General features: G+C 67.4%; 14 protein-coding genes. 11 read left to right on the top strand and 3 right to left on the bottom strand.

Going from position 1 to position 18,603, the window contains the following annotated elements:
* Nucleotides 1-77: 77 nt before the first annotated feature.
* The 3 genes from ACQUS8_RS07415 to ACQUS8_RS07405 all read right to left on the bottom strand — a co-directional run bounded on the left by ACQUS8_RS07415 (nucleotide 78) and on the right by ACQUS8_RS07405 (nucleotide 4,892).
* On the bottom strand, nucleotides 78-4,133 hold the full coding sequence (locus tag ACQUS8_RS07415) for a DNA-directed DNA polymerase II large subunit (RefSeq protein WP_435099039.1): 4,056 nt from the start codon (nucleotides 4,131-4,133) through the stop codon (nucleotides 78-80).
* Nucleotides 4,134-4,254: 121 nt separating this feature from the next.
* Nucleotides 4,255-4,677 carry a PPC domain-containing DNA-binding protein gene (locus ACQUS8_RS07410; protein ID WP_435099037.1) on the bottom strand — a complete coding sequence of 141 codons (423 nt, stop codon included), beginning with the start codon at nucleotides 4,675-4,677 and terminating at the stop codon, nucleotides 4,255-4,257.
* Between the two features lie 41 nt (nucleotides 4,678-4,718).
* The gene (locus tag ACQUS8_RS07405) at nucleotides 4,719-4,892 is read right to left on the bottom strand and encodes a DUF7556 family protein (RefSeq protein WP_435099035.1); all 174 of its coding nucleotides are present in this window, start codon (nucleotides 4,890-4,892) and stop codon (nucleotides 4,719-4,721) included.
* Between the two features lie 181 nt (nucleotides 4,893-5,073).
* Here ACQUS8_RS07405 and ACQUS8_RS07400 point away from each other — a divergent pair, with 181 nt between their 5' ends.
* From ACQUS8_RS07400 to ACQUS8_RS07350, 11 genes are all read left to right on the top strand, one after another.
* Entirely contained in the window at nucleotides 5,074-6,936 is a 1,863-nt protein-coding gene (locus tag ACQUS8_RS07400; protein WP_435099033.1) for a peptide ABC transporter substrate-binding protein, read from the top strand.
* 160 nt (nucleotides 6,937-7,096) lie between these two features.
* The gene (locus ACQUS8_RS07395) at nucleotides 7,097-8,140 is read left to right on the top strand and encodes an ABC transporter permease (RefSeq protein WP_435099031.1); all 1,044 of its coding nucleotides are present in this window, start codon (nucleotides 7,097-7,099) and stop codon (nucleotides 8,138-8,140) included.
* A 3-nt stretch (nucleotides 8,141-8,143) separates the two neighbouring features.
* Nucleotides 8,144-9,577 carry an ABC transporter permease gene (locus tag ACQUS8_RS07390; protein ID WP_435099029.1) on the top strand — a complete coding sequence of 478 codons (1,434 nt, stop codon included), beginning with the start codon at nucleotides 8,144-8,146 and terminating at the stop codon, nucleotides 9,575-9,577.
* Nucleotides 9,578-9,580: 3 nt separating this feature from the next.
* Nucleotides 9,581-10,663 carry an ABC transporter ATP-binding protein gene (locus tag ACQUS8_RS07385; RefSeq protein WP_435099027.1) on the top strand — a complete coding sequence of 361 codons (1,083 nt, stop codon included), beginning with the start codon at nucleotides 9,581-9,583 and terminating at the stop codon, nucleotides 10,661-10,663.
* Complete coding sequence (locus ACQUS8_RS07380) at nucleotides 10,660-12,000, top strand: ABC transporter ATP-binding protein (RefSeq protein WP_435099025.1); 1,341 nt, start codon at nucleotides 10,660-10,662, stop codon at nucleotides 11,998-12,000. Before ACQUS8_RS07385 ends, ACQUS8_RS07380 begins: the two co-directional genes overlap by 4 nt.
* Before the next feature lie 3 nt (nucleotides 12,001-12,003).
* Nucleotides 12,004-12,411 carry a DUF7555 family protein gene (locus tag ACQUS8_RS07375; RefSeq protein WP_435099023.1) on the top strand — a complete coding sequence of 136 codons (408 nt, stop codon included), beginning with the start codon at nucleotides 12,004-12,006 and terminating at the stop codon, nucleotides 12,409-12,411.
* A 44-nt stretch (nucleotides 12,412-12,455) separates the two neighbouring features.
* Nucleotides 12,456-13,019, top strand: coding sequence for a DUF7529 family protein (locus tag ACQUS8_RS07370; protein ID WP_435099021.1), 564 nt, complete (start codon nucleotides 12,456-12,458; stop codon nucleotides 13,017-13,019).
* 129 nt (nucleotides 13,020-13,148) lie between these two features.
* Complete coding sequence (locus ACQUS8_RS07365; RefSeq protein ID WP_435099019.1) at nucleotides 13,149-13,997, top strand: CBS domain-containing protein; 849 nt, start codon at nucleotides 13,149-13,151, stop codon at nucleotides 13,995-13,997.
* Nucleotides 13,994-15,733, top strand: a complete 1,740-nt coding sequence (gene glyS / locus ACQUS8_RS07360; protein WP_435099017.1) for a glycine--tRNA ligase — start codon at nucleotides 13,994-13,996, stop codon at nucleotides 15,731-15,733. Before ACQUS8_RS07365 ends, glyS begins: the two co-directional genes overlap by 4 nt.
* A 2-nt stretch (nucleotides 15,734-15,735) precedes the next feature.
* Entirely contained in the window at nucleotides 15,736-16,296 is a 561-nt protein-coding gene (locus ACQUS8_RS07355) for a dolichol kinase (protein WP_435099015.1), read from the top strand.
* A gap of 106 nt (nucleotides 16,297-16,402) precedes the next feature.
* Entirely contained in the window at nucleotides 16,403-18,577 is a 2,175-nt protein-coding gene (locus ACQUS8_RS07350) for an ATP-dependent DNA helicase (protein ID WP_435099260.1), read from the top strand.
* Nucleotides 18,578-18,603: the final 26 nt, after the last annotated feature.

Below are 18,603 nucleotides of genomic sequence, written 5' to 3'. Positions count from 1 at the left end.
GGCGGCGCTCGCGGGCGACTCTCGTGGTGGGTTTGTGAGCGGGGGCACGCGGAACGACCCTCTACAGTAAAACGGTCCTACATGAAGTCCGCGATGCCGGACTGCTTGTTGTGGTCGTTCTCGAAGACGGACTCCAGCGAGGCCTCGAGGACTTCGAGGCGCTGTTTCGTGTACTCGCGACAGTCGTACTCCTCGGCGACCTGAATCGCCGTGTCCATGTACTTGTTCACCGAGCCTTGGTGGACGGTGAGGTTCACCCGGCCGCCACACTCCCGGCAGTCCCCGGAGAGCGGCATCCGGCGGTACTTCTCCCCGCAGTCGAGACAGCGCGTCTCCTGGCGGGAGAACGCGCGCAGGTTCCCGATGAGGTCCGGAAGGAAGTGGCCCTCGATGACGCGCTCGGCGACGTCGGTCTCGTCGACGGCGCGGAGTTTTCGCGCGAGTTCGAGCTGCGCGTCCATCTTCTCCATCATCGACCCGAGCGTCTTGTACGCAGACAAGTCGGGACCGAGCGCGATGTCCGTCGTGTCGTGCGTGTGCCGGAAGCCCGTGTACTCCTCGTCAGTGCCGAGCGAGTCCTCTGCGATGGTGATGTCGATGTCCTCCGGGTCCGCCATCTCCCGGGTCGCCTCGTAGAACTCCAGCGGGTACTGCTCGACGACATCCATGTTGTGTGCCTCGTCGTCGATTTCGCTCGGGTCGATGCGCGAGGACATCACGAGCGGCGCGTCCATCTGCCCGCCGCGCTTGTCCGGCAGGTAGGACTTCGAGAAGTTCAGCAGGCCGTCCATCAGGAGCATCACGCAGTCCTCGTCACCGTCGCATTGCGCGACAGCCATGTTTTCGGCGAATAACGAGTGCGTGTCCTCGACGGTGAGACAGTACGTATATTCGGTATCAGAATCCGTATATTTGACGCCCTCAACGGTGTCGAGTTCGAGCGCGCCACCATCCGCGACGGCCGCCGTGGGCGTCGTCTCTGGCGTGTCGGGCTTCGCGGGGATTCGTTCGCCACCGTCGAGATTGTGTGCCTCGACGCGCTCTATTTCGCCGTCGCGCCAGCAGAGCAGTTCGTGGTCGGGCGTGACCGTGATCTCCCGCCCGCTTCGCGTCTCGACGCGTACCATGTGGTCGGGGGCGTGGTGTTTCGAGACGGCGCTAACGGGTTTGCGCACGATGTTCCCCTCGCTATCGACCGACGGAACGTGGACATCGCCGTCGAGTTCCTGCACTAGCGTCCCGAAGTCGTCTGTTCGCGGGTCATCAAGCCGTTCTTCGACGAGCGTCTGGATGGACTCGTAGTGCGTCTCGCCCGCCTCGTCCTCGAACCAGACTTTCGTGTCCGGGTGGAAGCAGTTCCGGCGTTTGGCGGCGTGGAAGTACGGATGCGCGTAGCCGACCGCCGCCGAGGTGAAGCCGACGACGCGGCCGACGACGGCGGCGGAGGTGTGGGGCGCCATCCCGAAGACGAGTTCGCCCACCAAATCCTGGCGCTCCTCGACGTCGTAGAACGGGTCGAGGCCGTAATACTCGCTGAGGAGGTCGTCGACGAAGTCGGCGGTCTTGAGCATGTGCTCGGCGGCCCCGTCCGGGAGGACGATGTCCTGCACGCGGAGTTCGACGAGTTGGTCGTCGTGCTGGAGGGGGTCACCCTCGATGTCCTCGGTGTAGCCGAGCTCGCGGAAGTCTTCCACACCGACGTCGAGTTCGGCGGGCCGCACTGCGGTGACGGGGAGGTCCGTCATGTCGTAGCGGACAGTACCGTCCTTGAACGTCGATACGCCGTGTTTCGCGCGGAGGACGCCCTTCTCGATCGGTTCGGGGACTTTCTCCGTCGAGGTGAGCCCCTTCACGCCTTTGAGGATGTCGTAGGCGCTCTCGCGCTCGCCGACGTTCTGTAGGGCCGCGCGATACTCGGAGCGAATGTCGACGGTCTGCTGCTCGACGTTGTCGAGTTCGCGCTCACAGCGCGGGCACTCGACCCGCCCGGACTCGTCGGGTTCGGCGCTGATGCCGCAGTCCGGACACTCGTAGTGGGGGTCGGTCCACGTCCCACACTCCTCACAGCGGGGCTTGTAGGTGTGCTCGCCGCAGTCGGGACAGGCGCGCTCGCCGAGTTGGACGTCGACGAGGCCCTGTTCGGCGCGCATGTCGGGGGCGTAGTCGGCGGCGTCGCGGAAGGAGCGCTGGCTGCCGCCGGCCTCGCCGATGGGGAAGAGCGTGTGGACGGCCGGCGAGAGGTCGCGGGACTCGGACTTCTCCGGGCGGCCCATCCGGTTGCCGATGCGCGTCGGGGCGCGCTCCTGGACGGCGAACGGCGCGACGGCCTCGACGGCTTTCATCGCGCTCGGCCACTCGCGGACCTCGTCGTCGAAGTCCTCGGCCCTCCAGTCGCGCTCCAGGTCGTCGTCGAAGCCCATCGTGCGGACGAGCGGCCGCCAGTCCGGCACGGTGAGTGTCGCGTCGCTCTGCGAGTGCTCGACGAGGAGGGTCTCGAGTGCCTCGCGGGCGCCCTCGGTGTTCGGAATCTGGAGCGCGCCGTCCTGCACGGCCGCGCCGTCGATGGCCTCGGCGAGTTCGCAGAACGCCTCGAGGTCGATGTCGTGCCAGCAGTAGGTGTACTTCGGGTGGAGCGGCGTCTCGTAGTCGCTCGCCCACGAGAGCGCCTGCTCGGCATCCGGGTCCTCGAGGTCGACGTACGGCGAGTCCCGGAGCGCCTGGACGTCCGCGCCGGCCGCCTCGAATGCCTGCTCCCACCACTCGACGGTCCAGCTGGCGGGCGCGAGCGGGTGGTTGTTCTCGATGAACTCGCCGTAGTTCACGAGGTACTCGCCGAGGTCGAGGATTTCGACGATTCCGTTGCGGAGTTCGAGGGCCTCCTCGGGGTCGTCGATGCGCCGCACGTCGCCGTTCGCGAGTTTGACCGTCGGGCCCTCGATGGAGTCGACGGGGACGACGCCGCCCGCCTTCCCGGGGCGCTCGGTCTTGATCTGCGTGCCGGTGGCGAGGAAGTCGTCGACAACGTGCATCGTCGCCGGATGGACGCCCGCCGTCGCGAAGCCGTGGTTGCGCGCGCGGCCGTAGCGCAGGCGGAAGCCGCCCGCCTCGGAGGGATGGCCGAAGACCGGCCGACCGGCGATGAGGTCGCGGAGGTACTTGTCGGCGGGGTCGACGCGCGGCGGACCGTCCCGGGTCGCGTCGTCGCCCGCGTCGTCCGCCTCGTCACCGTCGTCGGCCTCGTCCTCGCCGTCGTCCTCAGCAGTTTCCTCGCCCGCGTCCTCCTCGCCGTCGTCGTAGTACGTGCCGTCGATGAGGTCTTGGAGCCACGGCCACTCGACCTCCTCGAGTTGGCGGGTGTAGCGCTGAATCTTCGGGGCTTTCAGCGCGATACCCTCCGCGAGGACGAGGCACATCCCGCCGCGCGCGGAGTTCGTGTCGACGCGCTCGAGGTCGCGAAAGCCGGAGACTTCCTCGTCCCCAGTGGCCTCCCCGTCCAGCATGATCGGCATATGCTTCGCGATGAACTTCGTCTCCTTGTCCTTCGGCGAGTACTGGAGGCCGGTCTCGTCGTCGTAGAGCCCGATTTCCTCGGCGTAGCGCTCGACCTCGTCGGAACGGGCGTTGTACTCATCAATGCCGAGCAGGGAGCGCGCGTAGTCGGCGACGAGCACGGAGAGCGCCTGCGCAGTCCCGCCCGCCGAGCGAATCGGGCCGGCGTAGTAGACGTTCACGAACTCCGTCCCGTCGTCGTTCTGGAGGAGTTCGACGCGGTCGATGCCCTCGATGGGGGCGGCGACGACCCCCTCGGTGAGGAGGGCGACGGCGGTGCGGACTGCGCCCTCGACCTTCCCGGCACGCGTGTCGTAGTCGCCGACGGTTCCCTCGACGAAGTCCTCGACGAGCGCGAGCGCGGCCTCCTCGCGGCCCATCTCGCCCTCGAGTTCGCGGACGCGCTCGGCGACGCCCTCGATGCCGAGGATGTTCTCGACGCGGTCGGCCATGTCCTTCGCGACCGGAATCTCGACTTCGGGGACGGGGTCCTCGCCGCGCGTCTTCGCCTCCTCCGCGACGGCGAAGGCCTCGTCTAATTGCGACTCGAGTCCCTCGAAGTAGGCGTCGTCTTCCGGGCGCATTCAGTAGTCCACGAAGGGTACAGCCGTGAGGCTATTGAGGATTGTGTTCGGCTCGGTACCGTTCGGGGTCGCACCTCGCTTCGCTCACCGTTCGGTTTCCCGCGGTGCCTCCGGCCCCGCGTCACTCCCAGAGCTCGCGGCCGCTTGCGGTGTCGCGCCCGCGGGTGAGTGCGTCCTCGAAGGTCCGACAGTAGAGTTCGCCGTCGAAGACCGTCGCGCGGACGAGCGCGCCGGAGACGGTCTGCCCGGACGGCCGCGAGAGGACGACGTGTGCGTCGACGGACGGCTCGCCGTCCTCGTCGAGCGCGATGGTGCCGGTGCAGGCGGCGACTTCGAGCGGCTCGTCGTAGGTGACGGTCTCGTACTCGAAGGCGTCCTGGTCGTAGTAGGCGAGTTCGGCGTCCTCGACGGCGCCCGTGGCGTGGAACCACCCGGACTCGACGTCTGCGGCGGCGACGAACGACTCGATCTCCGCGACCCACTCCTCGCCGTAGTCGAAGCGGACGGCGAACTCGCGCTCGCCCGTGACTTCCCGTGCGTCCATATACCGCAGGCGTCGGCGGCGGGAGAGAAAAAGGAACGGGATTAGCGCATCGCGGCGAGCGACTTCGACGCGCCGGTGGGTGCGGCGAGCCACGCCTCCTCGACGGAGACGTCGGCGATGACGAAGCGCTCCTCTCCGCCGTCCTCGTCGACGGCGGCCATGACGTCGCCGGCGCGGCGGTCCGCGCTCGGCACGACGGTCGTATCGGATGCCATGTTACATAGTATCATGTGACAGGGGGTATAAAAACTCGTTGGTCCGCTGACCGGCGTCTCCCCGAAGGTCTGGCAACCCATCGTCCATCGAGGTATCCGAACGGTCGGTGAAGTGACCCGGAAGTTGAAAAGCACTCAAGAGCGGCAAGTTTAAGCCTGACCGATAGTAAAAAGGTGTTGGATGACAAACTCTGGCAACCTTTCACGCCGTCGCTTCCTCCAAGCGACGGGCGGTGCGGCGACTGCGGCCGCGCTCGCCGGGTGTGGCGGCGATGGTGGCGAAACCACCTCCACGACCACGTCGGGGAATCAGACGTCGGGGACGACGACGTCGCCCGACATCGGCGCGAACACGTTCTCGATGGTGAACAGTTCCGTCTCGACGCTGGACCCAGTCGAGTTCACCGACGAGGCGTCCGCGTACGCCATCCAGCAGATCTTCGAGACGCTGACCAACTACCCGAACGGTGAGGTCGACGTCGAGAACCTCCTCGCGACGGACTACGAGGTCTCCAACGGCGGGAAGACCTACACCTTCCACCTCGAGGAGAGCGCCACCTACAACAACGGCGACTCCGTCACCGCGCAGGACTTCGTCTACTCGTGGGAGCGCCTCGCCGCGTCCGACAACTCCCGTCGGGCGACGTTCCTGCTCGACTTCCTCGGCGTCGAGCACGAGACGACGACTACGACCAACGAGAAGGGCAACGAAGTCGAGCAGTACAAGCCGAAGTCGATGTCCGTCACGGCCGTCGACGACCACACGCTCGAAGTGACGCTCTCGTCGCCGAACTTCGCGGCGCTGCGCATCCTCGCCTACCGTGGCTTCGCCGCGATTCCCGAGGGCATCCTCGGCGACATCGAGGGCTACGACGGACGGATGACCCACAAGAAGTTCGCCAACGAGAACCCTGTCGGCTCCGGGCCGTTCACGCTCGAAGAGTGGCAGAGCTCCGTCTCGCTCGACCTCGCCGCGCGCGACGACTACTGGGGGAGCGGCCCGAAGGTGAACGGCGTCCACATGCAGATCCTCGAGAAGACGAACGCCATCTACACCTACTCCGTGCTCAACATGAACGCGGACAACCCCACGGTCCCCTCTGCGAAGTGGGACAAGTCCAAAATCTCCATCGAGGGGACCGACGACCGCGGGCGCGAGTACGGGACCTACGGGCCGCTCGAGAACGGCCTCACCGCTGACTACTACAAGGTCGACTCGCTCGTCACCTACTGGTTCGCGTTCAACTGCGAGAACGTGCCCAAGCCGGTCCGGCAGGCCGTCTCCTACGCGGTCAACCAGCAGTCCGTCGTGAAGAACATCTTCAAGGACCGCTACAACCCTGCACACACCCTCACCCCGCCCGGGCTCTTCCCCGGTGGCGTGCAGGAGCAGGAGAAGTTCGCCCAGGAGAACTATCCCTACGGCACCGGCGGCGAGAACATGCTCCCGAAGGCCAAGCAGGTCATGGAGGACGCCGGCTACAGCGAGTCCAAGACCTATGACCTGACGCTCACGCTCTACCAGAGCGACACGTGGCGTCAGCTCGGCCAGCTGGTCCGTGACATGCTCGCCTCCGCGCACATCAACGTCACCATCGAGCAGCCGCAATTCTCCACGATGCTGACGAAGGAGCACAACGGCAACTTCGACATGGTGTCCGCCGGCTGGGGTGCGGACTACCCCGCGGCGACGAACTTCCTGCAGATGGTCTACCCACCGCAGACGGACACGAGCAACCCGTCCGCGACGTCCTATTACGACTGGTCCGGGACGGACGCCTCCCAGAAGGCGAAGAACGCGTGGGAGACTATCCAGAACAACATGGCGCCGACCGAAGAGGCCGCGCAGGTCCGTTCCGACGCCTACCTCAAGATGGAGAAGGCGTGGATGGAGGACGCGGTCATCGTCCCGCTGTTCTTCCTCGTCGAGCACCACATGGACTACCCGTGGCTCGACAAGGAGCGCTCGGGAGCGATGGGCACCGCGAACATGCGGTTCAACGAGCTCTCCGTCGGCGACCGGAGCCAGTACAAGAACCAGTAACTAATCAGACTCTTCGTCGAACTATTCGCCGCTTTTCAGACGAATAGACGCTTCTACGTCGGGAATAACGCCTCTCAGAAACGGAAGTAATAATTACGGCAAGCCGGTTAATGACACGCGTAACGATGAACGCGCTCTCCAGAGGCCGAGGTGACTACCCGTGAGCCGGTGGGTGTATCTCGCGAAGCGCCTCGTCCTCGCGCTGCCGGTCGTGCTGTTCGGAACGTCGCTGACGTTTCTGCTCCTCTACGCGGGGCCGATTAACCCGGCCGCGTCGATTCTCGGGAAGAGCGCGACACCCGCACAGGTCCAGCAACTCGAGACACAGCTCGGTCTGAACAAGCCGCTCTGGGCCCAGTACATCCAGTTCATGACGGACATGCTGACGTTCCAGCTCGGCCAGTCCTACGTCATCAGCCCGAGCACGGACGTCTACGACATCATTCTGAACTACGCGCCCCGCACCGTCTGGATGGGCTTCTGGGCCGTCCTCATCCCGCTGTTCATCGGCATCCCTCTCGGCTTCTACGCCGGCCTGAACCCCAACACGTTCGCCGACTACGTCGCGAGCCTCGGCGGTATCGTCTGGCGCGCGATGCCGAACTTCTGGCTCGCCGTCGTCCTGATGACCGTCCTCTCGCGCTCCGGCGACATCACGAACGGCGCGTTCGCGTGGAAGACGTGGATCGTCTCCACGAACGTCGTCGGCGCGCCGCCGCTCGACGGGATGGTGACGTGGGACGGCCTCCTGCCCTCCCTCGACGTCGACCAGTTCCTCGTCGCGCTGAAGATGATCCTCCCCGCGTCCATCGTCCTCGGGTCGGCGTCGATGGGCAACGAGATGCGCATCGGGCGCACCGCGATGCTGGAGGCGAAGAACTCGAACTACGTGGAGATGGCGCGAGCGAAAGGCGTTTCCGGGCGCGCCATCGTCTGGAAGCACATCTTCCGGAACGCCCTCATCCCGCTCATTCCGGTCATCAGCGCCGAGGCGTTCCTCCTCATCGGCGGGAGCGTCCTCATCGAGTACGTCTTCGGCATCAACGGCATCGGCTACCTGTTCTTCCGCGCGATGACGCAGGGGGACATCCCGCTCGCTGGCGCGCTGATGTTCATCTTCATCGTCATCATCGTCGGGATGAACATCGTTCAGGACATCCTCTACACCATCATCGACCCGCGCGTCGGCTACGACAGCCACTGAATCATGAGTGCTCGAAACGACCTCGACGACGAACCCCTCCTGGACCGCATCCGTGACAACCCGACTCCGGCCGCGCGCTGGGCGCTCGTCTTCGCCCTCCTCGTCGCGGTGGAGTTCGGCGCGCTCGCGAACTTCGTGATGAGCTGGCCGTGGGCGACCCTGTTCGGGTGGCTCGGTGGCGTCGGCCACGCCGTCGCGTCCGTCGGGAACGCGCTCGCGGACGTTCCGACGCTCCTCTCGCGAACGTGGCTCGACAACCAGGGCTACCAGACGCCCAACGGCCAGTGGCACGAGACGTTCATGGGCCTCGCACCCGCCGTCGTCTGGGCGCTCCGCGTCGCCCTCGTCTACGCCTACGCGTTCTTCTTCCTCGGCTGGATGTGGAAGGGCTACCTTGTCTTCCGTGAGCACTACCGCTACGCCGGGTGGACCCCGACCGACGACGCCGTTGACCGCCTCCGCGGCCACCGTTGGGGGCAGTTCGGGTTCATCGTCGTCGTCGCGTTCATCGTGATGGCGGTGTTCGCGCCGACGCTCGGCCCGACCACCGTCGACCAGAACATCGCGAACCCGTACAGCAACCAGATACAGTACTACGACGGCGGCGTCCAGACCATCAGCGTCGGGGCGGCGAACCTCCAGTCGGCCTCGCGCGGCGCCGGGCAGAACGTCGGTATCGGCGCCTACGACAACTTCGGGCGCTTCCACCCGTTCGGCACGCTCCCGTCCGGGAAGGACCTGTTCACGTTCATGGCGGCCGGCGCGCGAATCTCGCTGTTCATCGGGATGCTCGCGACGCTCATCAGCGGCATCATCGCGCTCGCCCTCGCACTCCTCAGCGCCTACTACAAGGGCGTCTTTGACCTCGTGACCGTGTTGGTGAGCGACTCCGTACAGGCGATGCCGCGCCTGCTCGTCCTCATCATGCTCGGGGTCATCCTCCAGGACACGTGGATCGCGCAAATCTATAGCGGGGGGCTGTTACTCGCGCTCATCTTCGGCTTCTGGGGGTGGCCGGGGCTCTGGCGCGCCGTCCGTGGGCCCGCGTTCCAGACCGTCGAGAACGAGTGGGTGGACGCCGCGAAGTCGTTCGGCGAGAGCGTCCCGACGCTCGTCCGCAAGCACGTCGCGCCGTTCGTCATCGGCTACCTGCTCATCTACGCCTCGATGGGTATCGGCGGCATCATGATCGGGACGGCCGGCCTCTCCTACCTCGGGCTCGGCATCAACGCGCCGACGCCGGAGTGGGGGCGCGCCATCTCCATCGGCCAGAGCTACATCATCTCGCCGTCGTGGCACATCTCGGTGCTGCCCGGACTGGCGATCACCATCGTCGTCGTCGGGTTCAACGCGCTCGGCGACGGCATTCGCGACGCCATCGACCCGCGTAGCGAGGGCGGGTCCTCCGAGGAGGCTGCGGCGGTCGGAGGTGCCTAACACATGAGTGAATCCACGACAGCGACGACGACCGAGTCGTACGACGAACCGTTGCTCAGCGTCGAGAACCTCCAGACCGCGTTCTTCACGGAGAAGGAGACGATTCGGGCGGTCGACGGCGTCTCCTTCGATATCGAGCGCGGCGAGACGGTCGGCATCGTCGGCGAGTCCGGGAGCGGGAAGTCGGTCACCGCCCGCTCCATCATGGGCCTCGTCGAGGACCCCGGCCGCGTCGTCGGTGGCTCGGTCCGCCTCGACGGCGAGGAGCTCACCGACAACACCGAGGAGGAGTGGCAGGACGTTCGGGGCAGCCGCATCGCGATGGTCTTCCAGGACCCGCTCTCCAGCCTGAATCCGGTCTACACGGTCGGAAACCAGATCAAGGAGGCCCTCCGGATTCATCGCGGCCTCCGCGGGTCCGCGGCGACCGAGAAGGCCATCGATCTCCTCGAGCAGGTCGGTATCCCGGACGCGCCCCGGCGCGTGAAGGAGTACCCCCACGAGTTCTCCGGAGGGATGCGTCAGCGTGCCGTCATCGCGGTGGCGCTCGCCTGCGACCCCGACCTGCTCATCTGTGACGAGCCGACGACGGCGCTCGACGTGACGATTCAGGCCCAGATTCTCGAGTTGCTCGAGGAACTGCAGACCGAGCACGACCTCGCCATCATGTTCATCACGCACGACATGGGCGTGGTCGCGGAGGTCTGCGACCGCGTGAACGTGATGTACGCGGGCGAAATCATCGAGCACGCTGACGTCGTCGAACTCTTCGAGCATCCGAAACACCCCTACACGGAGGGGTTGCTCGGCGCGATTCCGGGGCGGACGGAGGCCGGCGAGCGCCTTGCGACCATCGAGGGCGAGGTGCCGACGCCGACGAGTCAGGCGACGGACTGTCGGTTCGCGCCGCGCTGTCCGAAGGCGTTCGACGACTGCCGGAGCGTCCACCCCGCCAGCGTCCCCGTGAGCGACGACGCGGAGGACCACACCGCCGCCTGCCTCCTCTACCCGGAGGACGTCCCGCAGGAGGAGGCGGTCGAACTGCACCGCGACCGCGAGAGCGAACGAGAGGTCGATAGCCAATGAGTATGACGAGAGAGGAGGACGCGACGCACCGTAGCGACGTCGAGATGGGCGAGACGCTCGTCCACGTCGACGACCTGAAGACCTACTACGGCGAGGAGGGCCTGCTCGGCGGGAAGCCCGTGAAGGCCGTCGACGGCGTCTCCTTCGACATCAAGAAGGGCGAGACGCTGGGTCTCGTCGGCGAGTCCGGCTGTGGGAAGACGACGCTCGGCCGGACGCTCGTCCGCCTCGAGGAGGCGACGGACGGCCGCATCGACTACGCGGGGACGGACGTGACGACGCTCAGCGGCGAGGACCTGAAGGCGTGGCGGCGGAACGTCCAGATGGTCTTCCAGGACCCGGACTCCAGCCTGAACGACCGGATGACGGTCGGCGAACTCATCAAGGAGCCGCTGGACGTCCACGACTGGAAGACGCCGCGAGAGCGCCGCCAGCGCGTCCGCGACCTCCTCGAAACCGTCGGGCTGAACGAGGAGCACTACTACCGCTACCCCTTCCAGTTCTCCGGCGGCCAACGGCAGCGCATCGGCATCGCCCGCGCGCTCGCGCTCGAACCCGAGTTCATCGTGCTGGACGAACCGGTGTCGGCGCTCGACGCCTCCGTGCAGGCGAAGATTCTGAACCTCCTCGATGACCTCCAGGAGGAGTTCGGCCTCACCTACCTCTTCATCGCCCACGACCTCTCGGTCGTCGAGCACATCTGTGACCGGGTCGCGGTGATGTACCTCGGGAACGTGATGGAACTCGGGCCGGCGGAGGAACTGTTCGACGACCCGGCGAACCCCTACACGCACGCGCTCCTGTCGGCGATTCCGGAACCCGACCCGACCGCCGAGAAGGACCGCATCACGCTGCGCGGGACGCCGCCGAGTCCGCGCGACCCGCCCTCGGGGTGTCCGTTCAGCACGCGCTGTCCGATGAAGATTCGCCCGGACAAATACGCCGACCTCGACGACGACGTCTGGGACGCCGTGGACGTCTTCCGCGACGTCCTCCGGCAGCGCGCCGGCGTCGAGTTCGGGCCGACAGAGCGCCTGAAGCAGTTCGCGGGCCTCTCGGACCCCTACGCGGACATCGAGGAGGTCCGCGAGGACCTCTTCGCCGGCCTCGACCTCCCGGCGGACGTCGAGCGAGCGGTCAACGAGGCCGCGCGTGCCGGCGAGGAGGGCGACGTCGAGGGCGCCTCCCAAATTCTCGCGGAGGAGTTCGCGAGCGAGTGCGAGCGTGAACCGCCCGCCGACCACGTCGTGAGCGAGGCGGGACGCTTCAGCCACTGTCACCGCCACGAGGACGGCGTCCAGTCGCCGAGCGACTACGTCGCCGAGCACTACCGCTAGGCGATGGAGGGGCGCGTCTGGGTCGGCCGAACCGTCCACACCGCGACGTACGTCGTCGTCGCCGTCTCGCTCGTCTGGTGCGTCTCGCTCCTCGTCGGCGTCGCCTTTGGTGGCCCGCTCGTCGCCGCGAAGTACGGCCTGTTCGTCTGCGGGTGGCTGGCAGTGGGGTACGGCTCGTGGATTCTCCGGCCGCGCGCACGCTGGAAGAGCGCGGAGGAGGCGAACGAGCAGTCCATCGCGAAGCGCGCGCGGACGCGCTTCCAGCGCGCCGTCTTCTCGCTCCCGCCCGCGAACCGCGTCACGCTCGAGGGCACCGAGCGCGTCCCCTCGGGCGTGCTCGTCTTCGTCTCCGGAGTCGCGATGCTCGCGACGTCCTACCTGCTCGAGGCCGTCGGCGGCGTCGGGGGCTGACGGGCCGCGAAAGACACTTTCGTCTGGGTCGCCCATCTTCGGCCATGGACAAGCGAGAGGCGCCCGAGCAGGGGCAGGACCCCGCCGAGCGCATCGAGGAAGTCGTGGGCTCGGAGGTCCACGACGCGGCGTGGGAGGAGACGCTCGCCGACATGGAGGCGCTCGCGGAGGAGCGCCGCGAGGGCGGCTGGGACGTCGTGACGCTGACCGCGGGCGACGTCCGCATCGAGGCGCGCGCCACCGGTCCGGAGGCCGACGAGGACGCGCGCTACGGCTTCGCCTTCGTCGTCCCGAAGAACGACGCCGAGGCCTTCACGGAGGTCTTCGAGGAGGGCGCGTTCCCCGCCTACGAGGTCTACCGCGCCGAGCGCGAGGGGCGGGTCTTCCTCGTCGTCTCCTACCTCGACCCGGACTCCGAGACGTGCATCCTCCTCGCCGCGACCTACCTGAAGCGCGACGCGAGCCAACTCGTCCAGACCGTCGCGGAGACCGAGGAGATGTACACGCACGTCGAGAAACTCGACCGCACCCACCTCGGGAGCTTCCGCCACGAGGACCACACGAAGTTCTTCCCCGAAATCGCGACCGTCGCCGACGCCGGCGAGTAACCCCTTTCTGCTGTCGGCTTCGCGACCGTCTTCTCCCCCATCCGTAACGCGGTGACTGCGCGTCGTCGCCACCGTGCGGCCCGGAAGCGGGTCGTAGCCTACAAATGGGGCGCCATCGTAGGCCGCGCCATGAAAGTCGCCGACGTGATGACGCCCCGCGAAGACGTCGTGACCGTCTCGCTACCGGGCACCCGCGACGACGTGCTGGAGTACCTCCAGGAGCGGCGTTTCTCCGCCGTCCCCGTCGTGAAAGGCGCGGACGGAGAGGAGGTCTACCGTGGCCTCGTCTCCCGCGAGGACCTCATCGAGAGTCCCGACGAGGACCAGCTCGCGCTCCTGATGCGCGACGTACCGACGACCACCGGCGACACCGACGTCGTCGACGTCGCCCACCTAATGGTCGAGGAGAACGCGCGCCGCGTCCCCGTCGTCGACGGTGACGCGCTCGCCGGCATCGTCACCGTCACCGACGTCGTGCGCGCCATCGCGGACGGCGACGTGGCCGGCGACGAGACGGTCGGCGATCTCGCGCGCCGCGACGTGAACACGACCTACGTCGGCACGCCGCTCCCGGTCGCGGAGCGCGAAATCGCCTACGCGGACGTCCCCTACGCCATCGTGCTCGACGACGAGGCGGACATGACCGGCATCCTCACCGAGGTCGACATTATCGACGTCGCGCGCGTCGTCGAGGGCGAGGACGACGTCGGCGCGAGCGTCGCCGGGCAGGACGACGAGTGGATGTGGGAGGGCATCAAGGCCACCGGAAACCGCTACTTCCCGACCCGGAACGTCGAGATTCCGAGCGAGGCCGTCTCCGAGTTCATGACGGCAGACCCGGTGACGCTGACCAAGCGCCGCACCGCCCAGGAGGCCGCCCAGAAGATGCTGGAGACGGACGTCGAACAGCTCCCGCTCGTCGCGGGTGACGCGCTCGCCGGCATCGTCCGGGACGTCGACCTCATCGCCGCACTATGAAGGCGCTCACCGAACTCGCGAAGCGCCGCGGGTTCTTCTTCCAGTCCAGCGGCGCCTACGGCGGCGTCTCCGGCTTCTACACCTACGGCCCGCAGGGCGCGACGCTGAAGGAGCACGTCGAGGACACGTGGCGCGAGCGCTTCTCCGTCGCGGAGGGCCACATGGAGGTCGACGCGCCGACCGTCATGCCCGAGCCCGTCTTCGAGGCCTCCGGCCACTTGGAGGGCTTCGACGACATGCTCGTGGAGTGTGCGGGCTGTGGCGCGAGCCACCGCGCCGACCACCTCATCGAGGACAACACGGACATCGAGGAGGCCGAGAGCCTCCCGACCGACGAGGTCGCGGCGCTCATCGACGCCCACGACATCGAGTGTCCGAGTTGTGGCGCGCCGCTCGCCGACCAGCCAGTCGAAGAGTTCAACCTGATGTTCGAGACGAACATCGGCCCTGGGACGAGCCAGACCGGCTACCTCCGCCCGGAGACCGCGCAGGGCATCTTCGTGGAGTTCCCGCGCCTCAAGGAGTACGCGCGCGGCCAGCTCCCGTTCGGCGTCACGCAGATCGGGAAATCGTACAGAAACGAGATTTCGCCCCGGAACGCGCTCGTGCGGACGCGCGAGTTCACGCAGGCGGAACTCGAACTGTTCGTCGACCCCGAGGGCGACGGCCCAGACATCGCCTCGGTCGCGGACGTCGAGCTCACGCTCTACCCGGCGAGCGAGCAGCCCGACGGCGACTACGTCGAGACCACCGTGCAGGACGCCGTCGACGACGGCGTCGTCGAGCCGTGGGTCGCCTACTACCTCGGCGTCGCCGCGGAGTGGTACGAGACCATCGGCGTCGACTTCGAGCGCTTCCGCTTCCGTCAGCACCAGTCGGGCGAACTCGCGCACTACGCCTCCGACTGCTGGGACGCCGAGGCCGACGTCTCCGCGCCGGGCGAGGACGCCGAGTGGATCGAGATCGCGGGCTACGCTTACCGTGGGGACTACGACCTCACGAAGCACGACGAGCACAGCGGCGAGTCGTTCACGGTGTTCAAGCAGTACGACGAGCCGAAGACCGTCGAGCGCGCGAGCGTCGACCCCGACATGTCTTACCTCGGTCCCGAGTACGGAGGCAAGGCGGGCGCCATCGCGGACGAACTTGAGTCGCTCGCGAAGCGCGACCGCGCCGCCTTCGAGGGCGAGGCGGTCACCGTCGAAGTCGACGGCGAGGAAGTCACGGTACCCGTCGAGAAGACCGGCTTCGAAGTCTCCGAGGAGACGGAGGCGGGCCGGCACGTGACGCCGCACGTCGTCGAGCCGTCCATCGGCATCGACCGCACCGTCTACACGGTGCTCGCGCACGCCTACGACGAGGACGAAATCGACGAGGGCGAACGCACCGTCCTCCGCCTCGACCCGAGCGTCGCGCCGACCGGCGTCGCCGTCTTCCCGCTGATGGACAAGGACGGGATGGGCGAGCTGGCGCGCGACCTCGCGCAGGACCTCCGCTCGGCGGGCTACGACGTCACCTACGACGACTCCGGGAACATCGGGCGGCGCTACCGCCGACAGGACGAGGTCGGCACGCCGTTCTGTGTCACTGTCGACTACGAGAGCGTCGAGGAGGAGCCCGAGACCGTCACGCTCCGCGAGCGCGACAGCACCGAGCAGGTCCGCGTCCCCACCGAGAACCTCACGTCGGTGCTGGCGGACCTCCGGGCGGGCGAGACGACCTTCGACGACCTCTAACGGTGGCCGAACTCCGGCGGCGCGCGGTCCACGTCTCGGGCTCGCTGTTACCGCTCGCGTGGCTCTTCGGAGTCGTCCCCTGGCTCTGGGTCGAGGCCGTCCTCGCCGTCGGCCTCGTAGTCGCCGTCGGCCTCGAGGCGCTGCGGCTCACCGGCCGCGTCGAGTGGTGGGTGTTCGATGAACTCACCCGCGAGTACGAGCAGGACAACCCCGCCGGCTACTTCCTCTACGCCGTCGGCCTCGCCGTCACCGGCCTCGTCTTCGAGCCGCTCGTCGCCGCGCCCGCGATGCTGATGTTGACGCTCGGCGACCCGTTCAGCGGGCTGCTCCACTCGGGCGGCCTCTCGCGGAAGCCGGTGCCCGTGATGGCGGCGACGTTCGCGCTCTGCCTCGTGCTCGCCGTCACCGCCGGCGTTCCCGTCCTCCCGGCGGCGATCGGCGCGCTCGGCGCGACGCTCGCCGACGGCCTCAAACCCGTCGTCCGGGGCTACGTCATCGACGACAACATCACGATGCCGACCGTCGCGGCCGTCGGGATGTGGATCGGCCTCCGCGTGCTCTAGCTGATGCGGTAGCGGCGTCACGCTCGCCCGACCGCGGGACTTTATAGCGTGACGCGACTAGTCGTTTCCCGTGGCTGCCAGCGACCGGGACGCCGACGCGGACTACCTGCGCTTCTTCCCGAAGCCGTCGCCCTACGAGAACCAGCGCGAGGCGATGGACCGCATCCGGGACGCCATCGCCGACGAGCGCGACGTCCTCTTCGAGGGCGCGTGTGGCACGGGGAAGACGCTCGCGTCGCTCGCGCCCGCGCTCGAATACGCGCGCGAGGAGGACAAGACGGTCGTCATCACGACGAACGTCCACCAGCAGATGCGCCAGTTCGTCCGGGACGCCCGCGAGATACACGACTCGGAGCCGATTCGTGCCGTCGTCTTCCGCGGAAAGGGGTCGATGTGTCACATTGACGTCGACTACCAGGAGTGTCAGGTACTCCGGGACAACACCTTCGAGGTGGCGGACACGGAACAGGAAAAACGCCAGCTAGAGCGCCAGCAGGAGGTCCTGCTCGACGCGGCACGCGAGGGTGACGACGACGCCGCCGAAGCCCGGAGCGTGGTGCTGGACGAACTCCAGTCGCTGGACGAGGAACTCGAGGACTTGCGCGAGCAGAACGTCTGCGAGCGCTACTACAACAACCTCACCGAGGACACCGACGAGTTCATCTCGTGGCTCTACGACGACGTGCGGACGCCCGACGACGTCTACGACTACGCCGAGGAGAACGGCCTCTGTGGCTACGAACTCCTCAAGCAGTCGATGGAGGGCGTCGATTTGGCGGTCTGCAACTATCACCACCTGCTCGACCCGGGCATCCGCGCGCAGTTCTTCCGCTGGCTGGACCGGGACCCCGAGGACGTCGTCGTCGTCTTCGACGAGGCGCACAACGTCGAGGACGCCGCCCGCGACCACGCCTCGAAGGCGCTCACGGAGAACACGCTCGACGAGGCGCTCGACGAACTCGCGGGTGAGACAGAGACTGACGCCCGCGCCGACTACGCCGAAAACGTCCTCGGTGCGTTCCGGGACGCGCTCGTGGAGACCTACGAGGCCGGCATCGGGCCCGGCCGCGACGGCCCGCGCTCGATGGAGGCCGTCGGCGAGAATTGGGCGGACGTTCCCGTCGCGAACGACGAGAAGCGCGACGACCTGACCCTCGCGTTCCTCCAGGCCTACGAGGGACGGGGCATCGGGAAGGACCTCGACGCCGCAATCTCGCTCGGCGAGGACCTCGACGAGGCCTACGAGGACGCCTACCGTGACGGGGAAGCGACGACGCGCGAGGAGTGCCAGACCCTGCAGGCGGCGGAGTTCATCGACACCTACCTCACCGATGGGGACGCGCTCGGGCAGTATCCGACGGCGGCCGTCCGGCGCGACGCGGGCACGGGCGAGGTGTACGGCCGCGCGGAGCTCTACACGTGCATCCCGCGGGACGTGACGACGGAGCTCTTCGACGCTGTGCACGCGAGCGTCCTGATGTCCGCGACGCTCCGGCCGTTCGACGTGACCGGCGAGATCCTCGGCCTCGAGGACCCGGTAACGATGGCCTACGGGCTGGAGTTCCCGGAGGAGCGCCGCCGGACGTTCGCCGTCGACACCGAACCGCTGTTCGCCTCGAACCGCGACGACCCCGAGACGCAGGAGGAGGTCGCGGGCGTGCTCGCGGACGCCGCGCGCTTCACCGCCGGGAACTCGCTGTTCTTCTTCCCGAGCTACGGCGAGGCCGAACGCTACCACGACCTGCTCGCGAGCCGTATCGAGGGGACGCGCTACCTCGACGAACCCGGGACGCCGGTCGAGGAGTTGCGCGAGCGCTTCGTCGCCGACGACGATGCCGTCCTGTTCACGTCGCTCTGGGGGACGCTCGCGGAGGGCGTGAGCTTCGAGGGCGAGGACGCCCGAACGGTCGCCGTCGTCGGCGTCCCCTACCCCCGCCTCGACGCCCGCGCGGAGGCCGTGCAGGACGCCTACGACGAGGCGTTCGGCTCGTCGGGGGCGGGCTGGAAGTACGCCGTCGAAATCCCGACCGTCCGGAAGACCCGGCAGGCGCTCGGGCGGGTGATTCGTTCGCCGGACGACTACGGCGTCCGGATGCTCGTCGACCGCCGCTACACGACGAAGTCGCGTTCGAACATGCGCAAGTACAGCGTTAACGGGAGCTTCCCCGCGGAGGAACGACAGGAGATGGTCGACATCGACCCTGACAAGTTGAAGTTCGCGACGCTGAATTTCTACGGCGACATGGACGCGTGGGGGCCGGAGGGGCCGCCAGCGCCCTGAACGAGGCGTCGCCGCTCAGCCGTTCG

Origin of the sequence: Halarchaeum sp. P4, from assembly GCF_051195175.1 — an archaeon.
Classification (GTDB): Archaea; Halobacteriota; Halobacteria; order Halobacteriales; family Halobacteriaceae; genus Halarchaeum.
Note: the sequence above shows the minus strand (reverse complement) of the source record. Positions and strands in the feature narration are given on the sequence as shown.

What these genes read in the sequence shown, in the direction of transcription:
- ACQUS8_RS07415 (WP_435099039.1), bottom strand. Translation starts at nt 4,133, where the DNA reads ATGCGCCCGGAAGACGACGCCTACTTCGAGGGACTCGAGTCGCAATTA.
- ACQUS8_RS07410 (WP_435099037.1), bottom strand. Translation starts at nt 4,677, where the DNA reads ATGGACGCACGGGAAGTCACGGGCGAGCGCGAGTTCGCCGTCCGCTTC.
- ACQUS8_RS07405 (WP_435099035.1), bottom strand. Translation starts at nt 4,892, where the DNA reads ATGGCATCCGATACGACCGTCGTGCCGAGCGCGGACCGCCGCGCCGGC.
- ACQUS8_RS07400 (WP_435099033.1), top strand. Translation starts at nt 5,074, where the DNA reads ATGACAAACTCTGGCAACCTTTCACGCCGTCGCTTCCTCCAAGCGACG.
- ACQUS8_RS07390 (WP_435099029.1), top strand. Translation starts at nt 8,144, where the DNA reads ATGAGTGCTCGAAACGACCTCGACGACGAACCCCTCCTGGACCGCATC.
- ACQUS8_RS07385 (WP_435099027.1), top strand. Translation starts at nt 9,581, where the DNA reads ATGAGTGAATCCACGACAGCGACGACGACCGAGTCGTACGACGAACCG.
- ACQUS8_RS07380 (WP_435099025.1), top strand. Translation starts at nt 10,660, where the DNA reads ATGAGTATGACGAGAGAGGAGGACGCGACGCACCGTAGCGACGTCGAG.
- ACQUS8_RS07375 (WP_435099023.1), top strand. Translation starts at nt 12,004, where the DNA reads ATGGAGGGGCGCGTCTGGGTCGGCCGAACCGTCCACACCGCGACGTAC.
- ACQUS8_RS07370 (WP_435099021.1), top strand. Translation starts at nt 12,456, where the DNA reads ATGGACAAGCGAGAGGCGCCCGAGCAGGGGCAGGACCCCGCCGAGCGC.
- ACQUS8_RS07365 (WP_435099019.1), top strand. Translation starts at nt 13,149, where the DNA reads ATGAAAGTCGCCGACGTGATGACGCCCCGCGAAGACGTCGTGACCGTC.
- glyS (WP_435099017.1), top strand. Translation starts at nt 13,994, where the DNA reads ATGAAGGCGCTCACCGAACTCGCGAAGCGCCGCGGGTTCTTCTTCCAG.